Source organism: Kibdelosporangium phytohabitans (genome assembly GCF_001302585.1).
Classification (GTDB): domain Bacteria; phylum Actinomycetota; class Actinomycetes; order Mycobacteriales; family Pseudonocardiaceae; genus Kibdelosporangium; species Kibdelosporangium phytohabitans.
Map to the genome: position 1 here is coordinate 10,683,551 of NZ_CP012752.1, position 14,290 is coordinate 10,697,840.

General features: G+C 68.4%; 10 protein-coding genes. 8 read left to right on the forward strand and 2 right to left on the reverse strand.

What is annotated here, in order from left to right; all coding sequences use genetic code 11:
* Positions 1-164 precede the first annotated feature (164 nt).
* From AOZ06_RS47690 to AOZ06_RS47730, 8 genes are all read left to right on the forward strand, one after another.
* Positions 165-554, forward strand: a complete 390-nt coding sequence (locus AOZ06_RS47690; RefSeq protein ID WP_236951972.1) for a hypothetical protein — start codon at positions 165-167, stop codon at positions 552-554.
* Between the two features lie 50 nt (positions 555-604).
* Positions 605-1,720, forward strand: coding sequence for an ABC transporter ATP-binding protein (locus tag AOZ06_RS47695; RefSeq protein ID WP_054295420.1), 1,116 nt, complete (start codon positions 605-607; stop codon positions 1,718-1,720).
* Positions 1,717-2,550 carry an ABC transporter permease gene (locus AOZ06_RS47700; protein ID WP_054295421.1) on the forward strand — a complete coding sequence of 278 codons (834 nt, stop codon included), beginning with the start codon at positions 1,717-1,719 and terminating at the stop codon, positions 2,548-2,550. The genes AOZ06_RS47695 and AOZ06_RS47700 overlap by 4 nt, the downstream gene beginning before the upstream one ends.
* A 46-nt stretch (positions 2,551-2,596) precedes the next feature.
* The gene (locus AOZ06_RS47705) at positions 2,597-6,346 is read left to right on the forward strand and encodes an ABC transporter ATP-binding protein (RefSeq protein WP_054295422.1); all 3,750 of its coding nucleotides are present in this window, start codon (positions 2,597-2,599) and stop codon (positions 6,344-6,346) included.
* A gap of 74 nt (positions 6,347-6,420) precedes the next feature.
* Positions 6,421-6,924 (forward strand): hypothetical protein, encoded by a 504-nt coding sequence (locus AOZ06_RS62420; RefSeq protein WP_417999923.1) that lies wholly within the window; start codon positions 6,421-6,423, stop codon positions 6,922-6,924.
* Between the two features lie 158 nt (positions 6,925-7,082).
* The gene (locus tag AOZ06_RS59465; protein ID WP_218922285.1) at positions 7,083-7,676 is read left to right on the forward strand and encodes a hypothetical protein; all 594 of its coding nucleotides are present in this window, start codon (positions 7,083-7,085) and stop codon (positions 7,674-7,676) included.
* 887 nt (positions 7,677-8,563) lie between these two features.
* A complete protein-coding gene (locus tag AOZ06_RS47725) occupies positions 8,564-12,307 on the forward strand; it encodes a multifunctional oxoglutarate decarboxylase/oxoglutarate dehydrogenase thiamine pyrophosphate-binding subunit/dihydrolipoyllysine-residue succinyltransferase subunit (RefSeq protein ID WP_054295426.1) in 3,744 nt (1,247 codons plus the stop codon).
* A 58-nt stretch (positions 12,308-12,365) separates the two neighbouring features.
* Positions 12,366-12,545 (forward strand): DUF6104 family protein, encoded by a 180-nt coding sequence (locus AOZ06_RS47730; RefSeq protein ID WP_042195410.1) that lies wholly within the window; start codon positions 12,366-12,368, stop codon positions 12,543-12,545.
* Positions 12,546-12,548: 3 nt separating this feature from the next.
* Here AOZ06_RS47730 and AOZ06_RS47735 read toward each other — a convergent pair whose 3' ends face one another.
* Both AOZ06_RS47735 and AOZ06_RS47740 read right to left on the reverse strand, forming a co-directional pair.
* Positions 12,549-13,322, reverse strand: a complete 774-nt coding sequence (locus AOZ06_RS47735) for an ABC transporter permease (RefSeq protein ID WP_054295427.1) — start codon at positions 13,320-13,322, stop codon at positions 12,549-12,551.
* Positions 13,319-14,248 (reverse strand): ATP-binding cassette domain-containing protein, encoded by a 930-nt coding sequence (locus AOZ06_RS47740; protein ID WP_054295428.1) that lies wholly within the window; start codon positions 14,246-14,248, stop codon positions 13,319-13,321. Before AOZ06_RS47740 ends, AOZ06_RS47735 begins: the two co-directional genes overlap by 4 nt.
* Positions 14,249-14,290 lie beyond the last annotated feature (42 nt).

Sequence of the window (14,290 nt, forward strand, 5' to 3'; positions counted from 1 at the left end):
CAGTGTCTTGATCCGTTCGGCCGAGATCGGGCGCTCACTGTGATCGTTGATCGCGACAAGGTTGTTCTGGTTCCTCCGCCTGGTGCTTCCGCCGTGTTGTCCGCGCAACAGACTCGTCGGCTTCGTCAGGCTCTCGACCAGGCCGCCGGACGGGCAGGCGAACCGTGAGCCAGTTGGACGACGTGTTGCGTGCCGCCGTGCTGCGTCGGCTCGATCTGCTCGACCAGGTCGCCGAACAGGGCGATCCGGCCACTCTGCTGCCGCTGGCGCGCTCCGAGATCAGCAGGCTCGCCGACGGGTGGCGGCTGTTGCTCACCGTGCACCAGCCTGGGCCTGATCGGAAGTGCAACGCGTGCCCGCGTGGCTGGCGGGGCAGGCGGTGGCCTTGCCAGGTGTGGCGGATGGCCCACGAGCACCTCATCGGTGAGGGCGTCACACACCGGGAACGCAGGCGGCCGTTGCGCAACTCCGTACGCAGGGCCCTCCGGAAATCCAGGGACAGGGAAACACCGGCCGAACAAACCATGGAGATCCCGCCAGTCCCACGCGGCTGAGCCGGCCGGATGGTGCAGTATGTCGCCCACAGTCGAGTGGGAGGGCACGCGTGCACGACGGAAGCGGCCGGGTCGTTGTCCAGAACCTGACCAAGACGTTCGGTCAGGTCCTCGCGGTCCAGAATCTGAGCTTCACGGTGGAACCCGGGTCGGTGACCGGCTTCCTCGGTCCCAACGGCGCGGGTAAGACGACCACGCTGAGAATGCTGCTCGGCCTGGTCACGCCGACAGCGGGACACGCGACCATCAACGGTCAGCCGTTCCACCACCTCGGCAATCCCGCGCGGGTCGTCGGCGCTGTGCTCGAAGCGCAGAGCTTCCACCCGCAGCGGAGCGCCCGCAACCACCTGCGTGTCTACGCCGCCGCGATCGGCATGCCCGATCAGCGTGTCGAAGAGGTTCTGCACCTCGTCGGCCTGCGTGACGCCGGCCAGCGCAGCGTCGGTGGTTTCTCCATGGGCATGCGGCAACGGCTCGCGCTGGCGACCGCGTTGCTCGGCGACCCGCAGGTCCTCGTGCTGGACGAGCCGTCCAACGGCCTCGACCCCGAGGGCATCGTGTGGCTGCGGACGTTCCTGCAGGGCTTCGCGCGCCAGGGCCGGACCGTCCTGGTCTCCAGCCACCTGCTGTCGGAGGTCGAGCAGACCGTCGAACAGGTCGTGATCCTCAGCCGTGGCCAGGCCATGTACTACGGCCCGCTCGACCAGTTGCGCAAGGCGCAGCAGAGCCGGGTCATCGTCCGCCCCGCCGACGCGCCGCAGCTCACCGCGAAGCTGGAAGAGGCCGGGCACACGAACATCGAGCAGCTGCCGGAGGGTGTCCTCGCGGTGGCGGGCGTCGAACCCGAGCAGGTCGGTGACCTCGCGCTGGAAGCGGGCGTCGCGATCTACGGCATGCACACGCAGCAGGCCGACCTCGAGCAGATCTTCTTCCAGATGACCAGCGGCCAGTTCTCCGGTGCGCAGCTCAACCCGGCCTCGCCGCAGTTCCAGCAACAGTTCCAGCAGCAACTGCACCAGCAGTACCAGCAACAGCAGATGCAGCCGCAGTACCAGCAACAACCCCAGCAGCCGTACCAGCAACCACCGTCTGGCTGGCCGCAACCACCCGCCCAGCAACCCGAGCAGCAGCAGTGGCAGCGCCCCCAGGACGGTGGTCAGCAGTGAACCTCCTGATCAAGGCGGAATACCGCAAGGTCTTCACCACCAAGCTCTGGTGGGCGCTGCTCATCCCCGCCGCCGTGCTCAGCATGGCGTTCACGTGGGGCGGCGCGCTGCTGGGCACGCTCGGCGACATGGACAGGGAAGTCGGTGGGGTGCTCCCGCTGGCGATCCCCGCTTTCGGACAGGGCATCAACTTCGCGTCGGTGTTCGGCCTGATCCTCGGCGGCACCGCGGTGACCGGCGAGATCCGGCACAAGACGATCACCACCAGCTACCTCACCGGTCCGACGCGCGGCGCGGTGCTGGCCGCGAAGCTGTTCGTGTACTCCACGATCGGCGCTGTGTACGGCGTGGTCTGCATGCTCTCCGCCACGCTCGGCGCCGTGTTCGGCGACAACCTGCCGAACGCCGCCGACTGGTTCACGCTCGCCGGTGCCGGTGTCATCGCGATGATCATGTGGACGCTGCTGGGCGTCGGTGTCGGCGCGTTGATCGGCAACCAGGTCGGCACGACCGTCGGGTTGATCGTCTACGTGCTGATCGTCGAGCCGATCATCAGCGCGGTGCTGCGCGGCAACGACATGGGCCAGATCCCGCCGTACCTGCTCAACACCTCGGGCGGCAGCATGGTGACCGACCTGTCGCTCGACCTGTTCTTCGAGAACCTGCCGGGCAGTTCGCGGCGCAACGAGCGGGCGTACGAGGAACTGCGCGAGTTCCTCAACATGACCCACTCGCCGCAGTGGTGGGTCAGCGCGTTGATCTTCATCGCGTGGGCGGTCGCCCTCGGCCTCGCCGGCTGGCTCGTCGCACGCCGCCGAGACATCACCTGACCAGCAGAAACACTGTTTTGTCGGTCCCCGGGCGTAACTTGGCAAGGTGCCAGAACCAACGCCTGGATGGATCCGAAGGCTGACGGCCGCCTGCTGGCGGCACCGTCGGCTGGTCCTGTTGTCCGTGCTCGCCTCCGTGATCGGCGTCGGGTTCCAGGCGGTCGGGCCGATCCTGGTCAAGGTCGCCGTCGACGGCGCGGTCGCGGGCCACACCAACGGCCTGGCCGTGATCGTCGCCGTGCTGATCGCGTTGGAGCTGTTGACGTTCGGCTCCGCGTTCATCCGGCGCTACCTGGGCGGGCGGCTGGCGCTCGACGTCCAGCACGACCTGCGCCAGCAGGTCTTCCAGTCCGTGCAACGGCTGGACGGCGCCAAGCAGGACGCGTTGCGCACCGGCCAGGTGGTGTCCCGTTCGATCACGGATCTCCAGCTGGTGCAGGGCCTGCTGTCGATGGTGCCGCTGTCGGTCGGCACGGTCTTCTTCGCGATCGTCGCGATCGCGGCCATGGTGTGGTTGTCGCCGCTGCTGACCGTGATCGCCCTCGTCGTGGTGCCGCTCGTGGTCGTCGTCGGCATCCGGACGAAGACCAAGCTCTTCCCCGCCACCTGGTCCGCGCAGCAGAAAGCCGCGGACCTCGCCCAGCACGTCGAGGAAACCGTCACCGGTGTGCGGGTCGTGAAGGGCTTCGGCCAGGAGACCAGGGAGGTCTCGCGGCTGGAGACGGCGGCGCGCAAGCTGTTCGCGGAACGCATGCGCACAGCCGTGTTGACCTCACGGCCATCGGCCACGCTGGTCGCGTTGCCCGCGATCGGGCAGGTCGGTGTGCTCGCGCTGGGTGGGTGGATGGCGCTCGACGGGCAGGTGACGCTCGGCACGTTCCTGGCGTTCACCAGCTACGTCGCCAACCTGGTCGGTCCGGCGCGGCTGTTGTCGAGCCTGGTCGTGAACGCGCAGCTGGCGCGGGCCGGTGTCGAGCGTGTCTACGACCTGATCGACTCGCAGCCGGAGGTCAAGCAGGCCCCGGACGCTCGTGACGTGCCGGACGGCCCGCTGGACGTGTCGATCGACGGCGTCCGGTTCGGGTACACGCGCAGCGAACCCGTCCTCAACGGCCTGTCGTTGCGTGTCGAGCCGGGGGAAACGCTGGCCGTGGTCGGCACGGCCGGGTCGGGCAAGTCGACGATCTCGATGCTGCTGCCCAGGTTCTACGACGTGCACGACGGCGCGATCAAGGTCGGCGGGGTGGACGTCCGCGAGCTGCGGCTGACCTCCTTGCGGCACGCGGTGGGAGTCGTGTTCGAGGAGGCGTTCCTCTTCTCCAGCACGATCAGGGCCAACATCGCGTACGGCCGCCCCGACGCGAGCGAAGACGAAGTGATCGCCGCGGCGAAGGCCGCGCAGGCGCACGACTTCATCATGGAACTGGCAGACGGTTACGACACGGTCGTCGGCGAGCGCGGCCTGACGCTGTCGGGCGGGCAGCGCCAGCGAGTCGCGTTGGCCAGAGCCCTGCTGACGGATCCGCGTGTGCTGGTGCTCGACGACGCGACGTCCGCCGTGGACACCGCGACCGAGGCCGCGATCCACGACACGCTGCGGGAGATCACCGCGACCAGGACGACGTTGCTGATCGCGCACCGCCGGTCGAGCCTCCAGCTGGCCGACCGGATCGCGGTGCTCGACGGTGGCCGTGCCGTCGACGTCGGCACGCACGAGGAGCTGACCGCCCGCTGCGAGCTGTACCGCAATCTGCTCGCCAACCAGGGCGACGAGATCGAAGGCACGTGCCGGTGCGCGCCGGACGAGCTCGGGTCGGACGGCGTCACCGAGGCCCTGTGGCCGTCGGACGCGGCCGAGCAGCAACCGGCCACCTCCACCCCTGCCCCGGTCCGGACGGCGGGCGCGCGTGGCGGCCCAGGCGGCGCGGCCGCGTCGGTACCGGCGACGCCGGAGCTGCTGGCGCAGATCGAGGCGCTGCCACCCGCCACGGAGGAGCCGGATCTGCCCGGTGAGGACCCGACCAGCCCTGATCCGCGGTTCTCGCTGCGGCGGCTGCTCCGCCCGGTCCGCTGGTCACTGGTGCTCGTCGGCGTGTTCGTGGTCACGGACGCCGTGCTGGCGATGGCGCTGCCCTCGTTGGTCCGCTTCGGCATCGACGACGGCGTGGTGACCAAGTCCTTGAACGGGCTGTGGATCGCGGCGGGGCTGGGTGTCGCGCTCGTGGCGCTCGGCTGGTTCACCAGTGCGATGGGGACCGTGTGGGCGTCCAGAGTCGGTGAACGGCTGCTGTTCCTGCTGCGGGTCCGCAGTTACGCGCACCTGCAACGACTCGGGCTCGACTACTACGAGCGCGAGATGGCCGGGCGGATCATGACCCGGATGACCACGGACGTCGACGCGTTGTCGACGTTCCTGCAGACCGGCCTGGTCACAGCGGTGGCAAGCCTGCTGACGGTGATCACGGTGACGGTCGCGCTGCTGGTGACCGACATATCGCTGGCGCTGGTGGCGCTGGCCGTGCTGCCGGTCGTGATCGTGGCGACTGTGATCTTCCAGCGGCTGTCCTCAGTGGCGTACGCGGAGGCGCGGGAGCGGGTCAGCGCGGTCAACGCGGACATGCAGGAAAACGTCTCCGGCCTGCGAGTGGCCCAGGCGTACACGCGGGAAGGCGTGTCAGCGCAGGCTTTTGCCGAGCGCAGCGACGCCTACCGCCGTTCCCGTGCCCGCGCCCAGCGCTACATCGCGACCTACTTCCCTTTTGTGGACATGCTTTCCGGGGTGGCGCGAGCGGCTGTGCTGGTGGTCGGCGCTCAGCGCGTGGCCGACGGTTCGCTGAGTCCCGGTGTGCTGCTTGCGTTCCTGCTCTATCTCGGTCTGTTCTTCGCGCCCGTGCAACAACTCAGCGGCGTGTTCGACGGCTACCAGCAGGCCCGCGTGGGCCTGCGCCGGATCGGCGAGTTGTTGCGCACACCGAGTTCGCTGCGCGCGACTGAGCGCCCGATCGCGGCGCCCGCCAGCCTGCGAGGCGAGGTGGAACTGCGGGACGTGTCGTTCCACTACCCCGGTGTCGCCGAGCCCGCGCTGGACCGCGTGAACTTACGCGTCGCACCAGGCGAAACGGTCGCCCTGGTCGGGGCAACGGGAGCCGGCAAGTCGACGCTGGTGAAGCTGGTCGCCCGGTTCTACGACGTGAGCTCGGGCTCGGTCCTGGTCGACGGCGTGGACATCCGCGACTACGACCTGACCTCGTTCCGCCAGCGCCTGGGCGTCGTGCCCCAGGAAGCCCACCTGTTCACCGGCGACGTGGCCGACAACATCGCCTACGCCCGCCCAGCCGCGGGCCCGGCGGAGGTCGAGGACGCCGCCCGTTCAGTGGGCGCACTGCCCATGGTCGCCTCCCTGGCCGACGGATTCCGCCAGCAGGTCGGCGAACGCGGCCAGAGCCTGTCAGCGGGCCAACGCCAACTGGTCGCCCTGGCAAGGGCGGAACTGGCGCACCCGGACATCCTCCTGCTCGACGAAGCAACGGCAGCACTGGACCCGGCGACCGAAGCACAGGTGCTGACCGCCAGCGAGCAACTGACCCGTTCCCGCACAACCTTCGTCGTCGCCCACAGACTCGCCACAGCAGCCCGCGCAGACCGCATCATCGTCCTGGAAGGCGGCCGGATAGCCGAACAGGGAACCCACGCACAACTGCTGACCAACAACGGCCCCTACGCTCGCCTCTGGCACTTCGGCACAACGAACGAATCACCGGACACCGTCCTGAAAGCCGACGCGTCCGTGGACTAGCGAACCGACGCGGCAGCCACCGCCCGAAGACCCACTCGAGCCGACCGCAGCGGCCGCGGAAGCCCAGCCACCACGTGCCCCCGCACTCAACCAGCGCGCAGCTCAGGGATGCAGTCAGCCGCCGGTGTAGTCGCGACAGCCCGCCAAGACCGGCCGAACACCGGCCCGGCCACGAACGCGATCATCGCGACGCCCACGGTGATCCGGATGCCGCACTGGCAATCCGCGACCGCGTTGCCGCCCTACAACACGGGCCCGCGTCCCAGCCGCCGCACCGGCAGCGGGGCATAGACCCCAAGGCGGGCGAGGTCATCGCTTGCCGCTCTGCGGGCGAGCACCCGAGCCCGATCGATGTGGCGCACGTGACGACGACCAGCACCTACAAGCAACACGGCGGCCCGAGCGGCGAGCTGATCCTGCTCGGCGCGGACCACGATCACCGCCGCGACGGTGATCGCACGACCTTGGCACGCCGGATGCAGCGAGCGACCTTCCCGTGGTCGCAGGGGACACCGAACCGGCGGCGATCGCGGCGAAGGCCCACGCGCTCGAACTGGCGGCCCTCCCGCAGTCCGTAAGGTCACGGCACGGACCGTCGCGGACGCCCACGCGCTCGCCGCCAGCGTGGCCCGGCGTGGCCCGGCGGGGCCCCCGACCCTGACCGGCGGCACCGACACCCACATGGTGCCGCTGGACCTGCGCGCCACCAGGTGACCGAGCTGGTCGCGGAGCGGCGCTGGATGAATGCGGGATCCTGGCGAACAAGAACCGCGTACCCGGCGACCACCGGCCGCCCCTGGTGACCAGCGGCCTGCGGCTGGGCACGAACATCCTCGCCCAACGCGGAATGCCGCCCGAGGCGATGGGCCAGCGCGCCGCACTCGTCGACAAGGTGCTGACCTCGGTCGCTCCCGCGAACGACAGCACTTTATTCAACGACAGCACCTATTCGCTGTCGCCCCGCGTCCGCAACGAGATCCGCGCCGACGCGGCGCACTGTGCCGGGGACAACCCCAGCGACGTCCTACCCGACCAGCCCGCTTCGGAGCCAGAGATGATCCCCGCTGACCGGCCCCGGCTGCCGGCCGCACACCGGACCACCGCCATTCGTGTTCGATTCCGACCTGTCGACCACCAGGTGCCCTTGCCGCGTTGCGCGAGTTGGCGGAGCCAGCTGCACACGACCAACGTCGATCCACCGGTCAACGTCCGCAATGGCAAGGCGCGCCTCTGCATCGAGCTGTCGACTCCAGAGATCAACTCCACGAGGCCGAACCACCCGTTCGAGTACTCACAGACCTGGCGACAGGGGCAGCAGTCACGTCCATGAACAGCGTCAACCGTCGGACGACCAAGTACGCACGACCGCAACAACAACCCCATCAGGCCAAATTGATCCAATGCAGCCGAGCCGACCGGCCCAAGCCGCAACCACAGCGCCGCCGACAAACTGACACGCCACGTCCTGAGACAACGACACCGAGCGCGGCGAACCGACACGCGCAGCCAGCCCACCCGCATGGCCTCGGCGCACCACCGCGACATGTCTAGATCGCCAAGTCGACAAGCCGACCAAGCACGCACGGCCCCAACCACCCCACCAGACCCAACCGACCCCATGCAGCTGAAGCCCGATCAGGCGAAGCCGCAACCACAGTGCCGCCGAAAAGTCCCCGGCACGCCACGTCCTGAAGACGGCGCAAGCGCGACGAACGACATGTACAGCCAGCAGCCCGGCATGGCCTCGGCGCACCACGTGACGTGCCTGGAACCCCCAAACCGACAGGCCGACCAAGCGCGCCGAGAACTGTTCGGGCCGGGATCCGTCGCCGTGCCTCGGACCGGACCGGCCGGCGCGGGGTGTGCAAGCCGGAGCGGTTCGAGGCACCGCGGTGATCACCACCATCGGGTGTTCGTTCAGCCGATGGTCGAATGGGTGCGGACACACCGGGTCACCGTTCGCCACGCGCGCGTCCCGTCGGCCGGAATGGTCTAGGCCAGCTGGGTCGTTGACCTACGAACGTCTGGTTTTCTTCACCGATCACCCGGGATAGTGGCCGGAAGAATCGATTCCCTGATCGATTCAGTGAGCAATACCCCATCATCGTGATGCGCACAAGGTTCAATCGGGTCACACACAGCCCGAGCGGGGTACTAGCCTGGTTGGCGAGTGTGTTCAATATCGAGAACGAGTATGGATAGAGGCGAGTGCCAGCCGTGTCCAGCAGCAGCCCTGCGTCACAGTTCGGCCCCAACGAGTGGCTCGTCGAAGAGATGTACGAGCAGTTCCTCGCGGATCCGGCTTCGGTAGACCCCGCGTGGCACGACTTCTTCGCCGACTACAAGCCCACACAGCAGCGGGCTCAGGGCGTGGCCAGCAACAGCGCTACCGGGCAGACCACGACGGTCACCAAGATCGAGCCGCCTGCCCCTGACACCAACGGCCAGGCCCCCGCCGCCAAGGCAGCCGCACCGAAGGCGACAGCGCCGAAGGCTGCCCAGCCCAAGGCCAGCGCGCCGTCGTCGGCACCCCCGAAGCCCACGACGAAGCCGACGAAGCCGGCCACCCCCGCCGCTAAGAAGCCGGAGCCCGCGAAGGCGGCCCCCCAGGCCGAAGGCGACACCAGCAAGCCGATCCGCGGCGCCGCCGCCGCGATCGCGAAGAACATGGAGCAGTCGCTGACGGTTCCCACCGCGACGAGTGTGCGCGCGGTGCCCGCCAAGCTGCTGTTCGACAACCGGGTCGTGATCAACAACCGGTTGCGCCGCACCCGCGGCGGCAAGATCTCCTTCACGCACCTGATCGGGTACGCCCTCGTGCGTGCGTTGAAGGACTACCCGAACATGAACCGGCACTACGCCGCGGCCGACGGCAAGCCGCAGCTGGTCACGCCCGAGCACGTCAACCTCGGCCTGGCCATCGACCTGCCGGGCAAGGACGGCGCCCGCAACCTCGTCGTCGCCTCCATCAAGGGCTGCGAGGAGATGACCTTCGCGCAGTTCTGGCAGGCCTACGAGGACCTGATCCGCAAGGCACGCGGCGGCAACCTGGGCACCGAGGACTTCGCGGGCACCACGATCTCGCTGACCAACCCCGGCACCATCGGCACCAACCACTCGGTGCCGAGGCTGACCGCTGGCCAGGGCGCGATCATCGGCGTCGGTGCGATGGAGTACCCCGCCCAGTACCAGGGCACCAGTGAGAAGGCACTGGTCGAGATGGGCATCAGCAAGATCATGACGCTGACGTCCACCTACGACCACCGGATCATCCAGGGCGCCGAGTCCGGCGAGTTCCTCCGCCGGATCCACCAGCTGCTGCTGGGCGAGGACAAGTTCTACGACGACGTCTTCACCTCGCTGCGCATCCCCTACGAGCCGATCCGCTGGGTGCAGGACATCCCGGAGGGCACGCTCGACAAGGCCGCCCGGGTCATCGAGCTGATCGACGCGTTCCGCAACCGCGGCCACCTGATGGCCGACACGGACCCGCTGAACTACCGCCAGCGCCGCCACGACGACCTGGACATCCTGTCGCACGGCCTGACCCTGTGGGACCTCGACCGCGAGTTCGCCGTCGGCGGGTTCGCAGGTCAGGAGCGGATGAAGCTGCGCGACGTGCTCAGCGTGCTGCGCGACTCGTACTGCCGGACCGTCGGCATCGAGTACACGCACATCCTCGACCCGGCCGAGCGCCGCTGGATCCAGGACCGCGTGGAGATCCCGCACGAGAAGCCCGACGCGGCCGTGCAGAAGTACATCCTGTCCAAGCTCAACGCCGCCGAGGCGTTCGAGACGTTCCTGCAGACCAAGTACGTCGGCCAGAAGCGGTTCTCGCTCGAGGGCGGCGAGAGCGTCATCCCGCTGCTGGACACGATCCTGGACAAGGCCGCCGAGGCCGAGCTGGACGAGGTCGTCATCGGCATGCCGCACCGCGGCCGCCTCAACGTGCTCGCCAACATCGTCGGCAAGCCGATCTCGCAGATCTTCCGCGAGTTCGAGGGCAACCTCGACCCTGGCCAGGCGCACGGGTCCGGCGACGTGAAGTACCACCTCGGTGCCGAGGGCAAGTACTTCCGGATGTTCGGTGACGGTGAGACCAAGGTGTCGCTGACGGCCAACCCGTCGCACCTGGAGACCGTCGACCCGGTGCTCGAGGGCATCGTGCGGGCCAAGCAGGACATCCTCGACAAGGGTGGCGAGGGCTTCACGGTCCTGCCGGTCGCGCTGCACGGTGACGCCGCGTTCGCCGGCCAGGGCGTGGTCGCCGAGACGCTGAACCTGGCGCTGCTGCGCGGCTACCGCACCGGCGGCACGGTGCACGTGATCATCAACAACCAGGTCGGCTTCACCACCGCGCCGGAGCACTCGCGCTCCAGCCAGTACGCGACCGACGTGGCCAAGATGATCCAGGCGCCGGTGTTCCACGTGAACGGCGACGACCCGGAGGCCTGCCACTGGGTGGCCAGGCTGGCGATGGACTACCGCCAGGCGTTCAACAAGGACGTCGTGATCGACATGCTGTGCTACCGGCGCCGCGGCCACAACGAGGGCGACGACCCCTCGATGACGCAGCCCGCGATGTACGACATCATCGACACGAAGCGCAGCGTGCGCAAGACGTACACCGAGGCCCTGATCGGCCGCGGCGACATCTCCGTCGACGAGGCCGAGAAGGCCCTGCGGGACTTCTCCTCGCAGCTCGAGCACGTCTTCAACGAGGTGCGTGAGCTCGAGAAGCACCCACCGGTGCCCAGCCCGTCGGTCGAGGAGGAGCAGCAGGTGCCCGCCCGCGTGCCGACCGCGGTGGCGCGTGAGGTGATCGAGAGGATCGCCGACGCGCACATCAACCTGCCGGAGGGCTTCACGCCGCACCCGAGGGTCAAGCCGGTGCTGGAGCGGCGCGCCAAGATGGCCCGTGAGGGTGACATCGACTGGGCGTTCGGCGAGCTGCTGGCGTTCGGTTCGCTGAACCTCGAGGGCAAGCTGGTCCGCCTGGCGGGCCAGGACTCGCGGCGCGGCACGTTCGTGCAGCGGCACTCGGTGGTCGTGGACCGCAAGACGGGCCAGGAGTACACGCCGCTGCAGAACCTCAGCGAGGACCAGGGCCGGTTCATGGTCTACGACTCCGCGCTGTCGGAGTACGCGGCCGTGGGCTTCGAGTACGGCTACTCGGTCGCCAACGGCGACGCGCTGGTGCTGTGGGAAGCGCAGTTCGGTGACTTCGTCAACGGCGCGCAGTCGGTGATCGACGAGTTCATCTCCTCGTCGGAGGCCAAGTGGGGCCAGCTGTCGGACGTCGTGCTGCTGCTGCCGCACGGCCACGAGGGTCAGGGCCCGGACCACACCTCCGGCCGGATCGAGCGCTGGCTGCAGCTGTGCGCCGAGGGGTCGATGACGGTCGCGATCCCGTCGACCCCGGCGAACTACTTCCACCTGCTGCGCCGGCACGCGCTGGACGGCGTGACCCGGCCGCTGATCGTCTTCACGCCGAAGTCGATGCTGCGCAACAAGGCCGCGGTCAGCCCGGTCGAGGACTTCACCAACAACAAGTTCATGTCGGTGCTCGACGACCCGACGCAGCCGGATCCGCAGGGCGTGCGCAAGATCCTGTTCGTGTCCGGCAAGCTCTACTACGAGCTGGCGGCCGAGCAGGCCAAGCGCGGCGTGACCGACACGGCGATCGTGCGTGTCGAGCAGCTCTACCCGGTGCCGCAGAAGAAGCTCGGCCTGATCTTCGAGCGCTACCCGAACGCGCACGACGTGCGCTGGGTGCAGGAGGAGCCGGCCAACCAGGGCTCGTGGCCGTTCTACGGCCTGTTCGTGCGGGAGAAGTTCCCGGAGCGGATGGGCACCATGAAGCGCGTCTCGCGGCGCCCGATGGCGGCTCCCTCGGTGGGTTCGTCGAAGGTGCACGAGGTCGAGCAGCGTGAGCTGATCGAGAAGGCCTTCGCGGACTGACGTATAAAGATGGCTCCCGGGGTGTGCGCCCCGGGAGCCGTTTTGCATGGAGAACCTCATGTACTTCACTGACCGGGGAATCGAAGAGCTCGAAGGCCGCCGCGGCGACGAGGAAGTCACCCTCGGCTGGCTCTCGGAGAAGCTCCGCGCCTTCGTCGACGCCAACCCCGACTACGAAGAGGCCATCGAGCGCCTCGCCACGTTCCTCGCCCGCGACGACGAGGACATCGACGACTGAGCGCTACTTGGCCCGTGGGCTGTTGTACTGCTTGCGGGCCCAGAGGTAGCCGACCGCGGTGATCGCGACCGACCAGGCGATCGCCAGCCACGCGTCGGTGCCGGCGTGGCCGCCGGTCAGCAGGGCGCGGATGGTTTCGATGGCCGGGTTGAACGGCTGGTTCTCGGCGAACCAGCGGACCGGTGCCGACATCGTCGCCGGGTTGACGAACGCGCTGCTGATGAACGGCAGGAACTGCACGATCAGCGTGAGGCTGTTGGCGCCTGCCGGTGTCTTTGCCTTCAGTCCGAACGCGACAGCCAGCCACGTCAGCGAGAACGTCAGCAGGGTGAAGATCCCGAGCGCCGCGAGCCAGTCGCCGAAACTCGCCGACGGGCTGAAGCCCAGCAGCAGCGCGACCGCCACCACCAGGACCGAGCTGACCACGGTGCGGATCACGCTGCCGACCACTTGTCCGATCAGGACGGACGAGCGGGCGATGTCCATCGTGCGGAAGCGGTCGATGATGCCCTCTGCCATGTCCTGGCAGATCTTGACGGCCGTCGCGGCTGACGCGGTACCGGCGCTCATGATGATGATTCCCGGTGCCAGGTAGTCGATGTAGTCGACGCCACCACCCGAGCCGACTGCGCCGCCGAACACTCCGACGAACAGCAGCATCATGAAGATCGGGGTGGCGATGCCGCTGATGGTCATCATCAGGTTGCGCTTGGAGTGGGTGAAGTCGCGGCGCAGCATCGCGCCGGAGTCGCGCACCGCGAGGGCGAGAGTGCTCATCGGGCCGTTTCCTTTGTGGTGAGGGCGAAGAAGACGTCGTCGAGGTCGGGCAGGTGCACCGAGAGGCTGTCCACCTCAACCAGGTCGGCGTCCAGCTTGTCCAGCAGGGAGCGCAGTGACCGCACTCCGCCGTCGGACGGCACGTCCAGCGTCAGCGTGTCGTCGTCGCGGGTCGCGTTGCCGAACAGGTGGGCTGCTTGGTTCAGGCGCGGCACGTCGGCGAACTGCAGCCGGATGTGGCCGCCGGGGATCATCCGCTTGAGCTGGTCGGCTGTGCCTTCGGCGACCAGCCTGCCGCCGTTGAGCACCGCGATCCGGTCGGCGAGCTGGTCGGCTTCTTCGAGGTACTGGGTGGTCAGGAAGATCGTGACGCCGTCCTTGACGAGCTTGCGGATGATCTCCCACATCGTGCGGCGGCTGCGCGGGTCCAGGCCCGTGGTCGGTTCGTCGAGGAAGATGATCCGCGGGTCGCCCGCCAGCGTCATGGCCAGGTCGAGCCTGCGGCGCATCCCGCCGGAGTACTGCATCGGGGTTTTGCGCGCGGCTTCGACCAGGTCGAACTGGTCGAGCAGGTCGGCCGTGCGCCTGCGGCCCTCCGCTTTGGGCAGGTGGTGCAGGTCGCACATCAGCAGCAGGTTCTCCTCGCCGGTCAACATGTTGTCCACGGCGGAGAACTGGCCGGTGACGCCGATCGAGCCGCGCACGCCGCTCGGGTCGACTGACAGATCGTGGCCTGCCACAACGGCTTTGCCGCTGTCGGCGGCCAGTAACGTCGACAGGATCTGCACGGTCGTGGTTTTGCCTGCCCCGTTCGGGCCGAGCAGGGAGAAGATCGTTCCTTCGGCGACCCGCAGGTCGACGCCGTCGAGGACGACCTTGTCGCCGTACGACTTGCGCAGCCCGGTCGCGTCGATCGCGAGTTTCATGGGTTCCTCACTGGTGTAGCAAGCGCTTGGTTGGCAACTCGG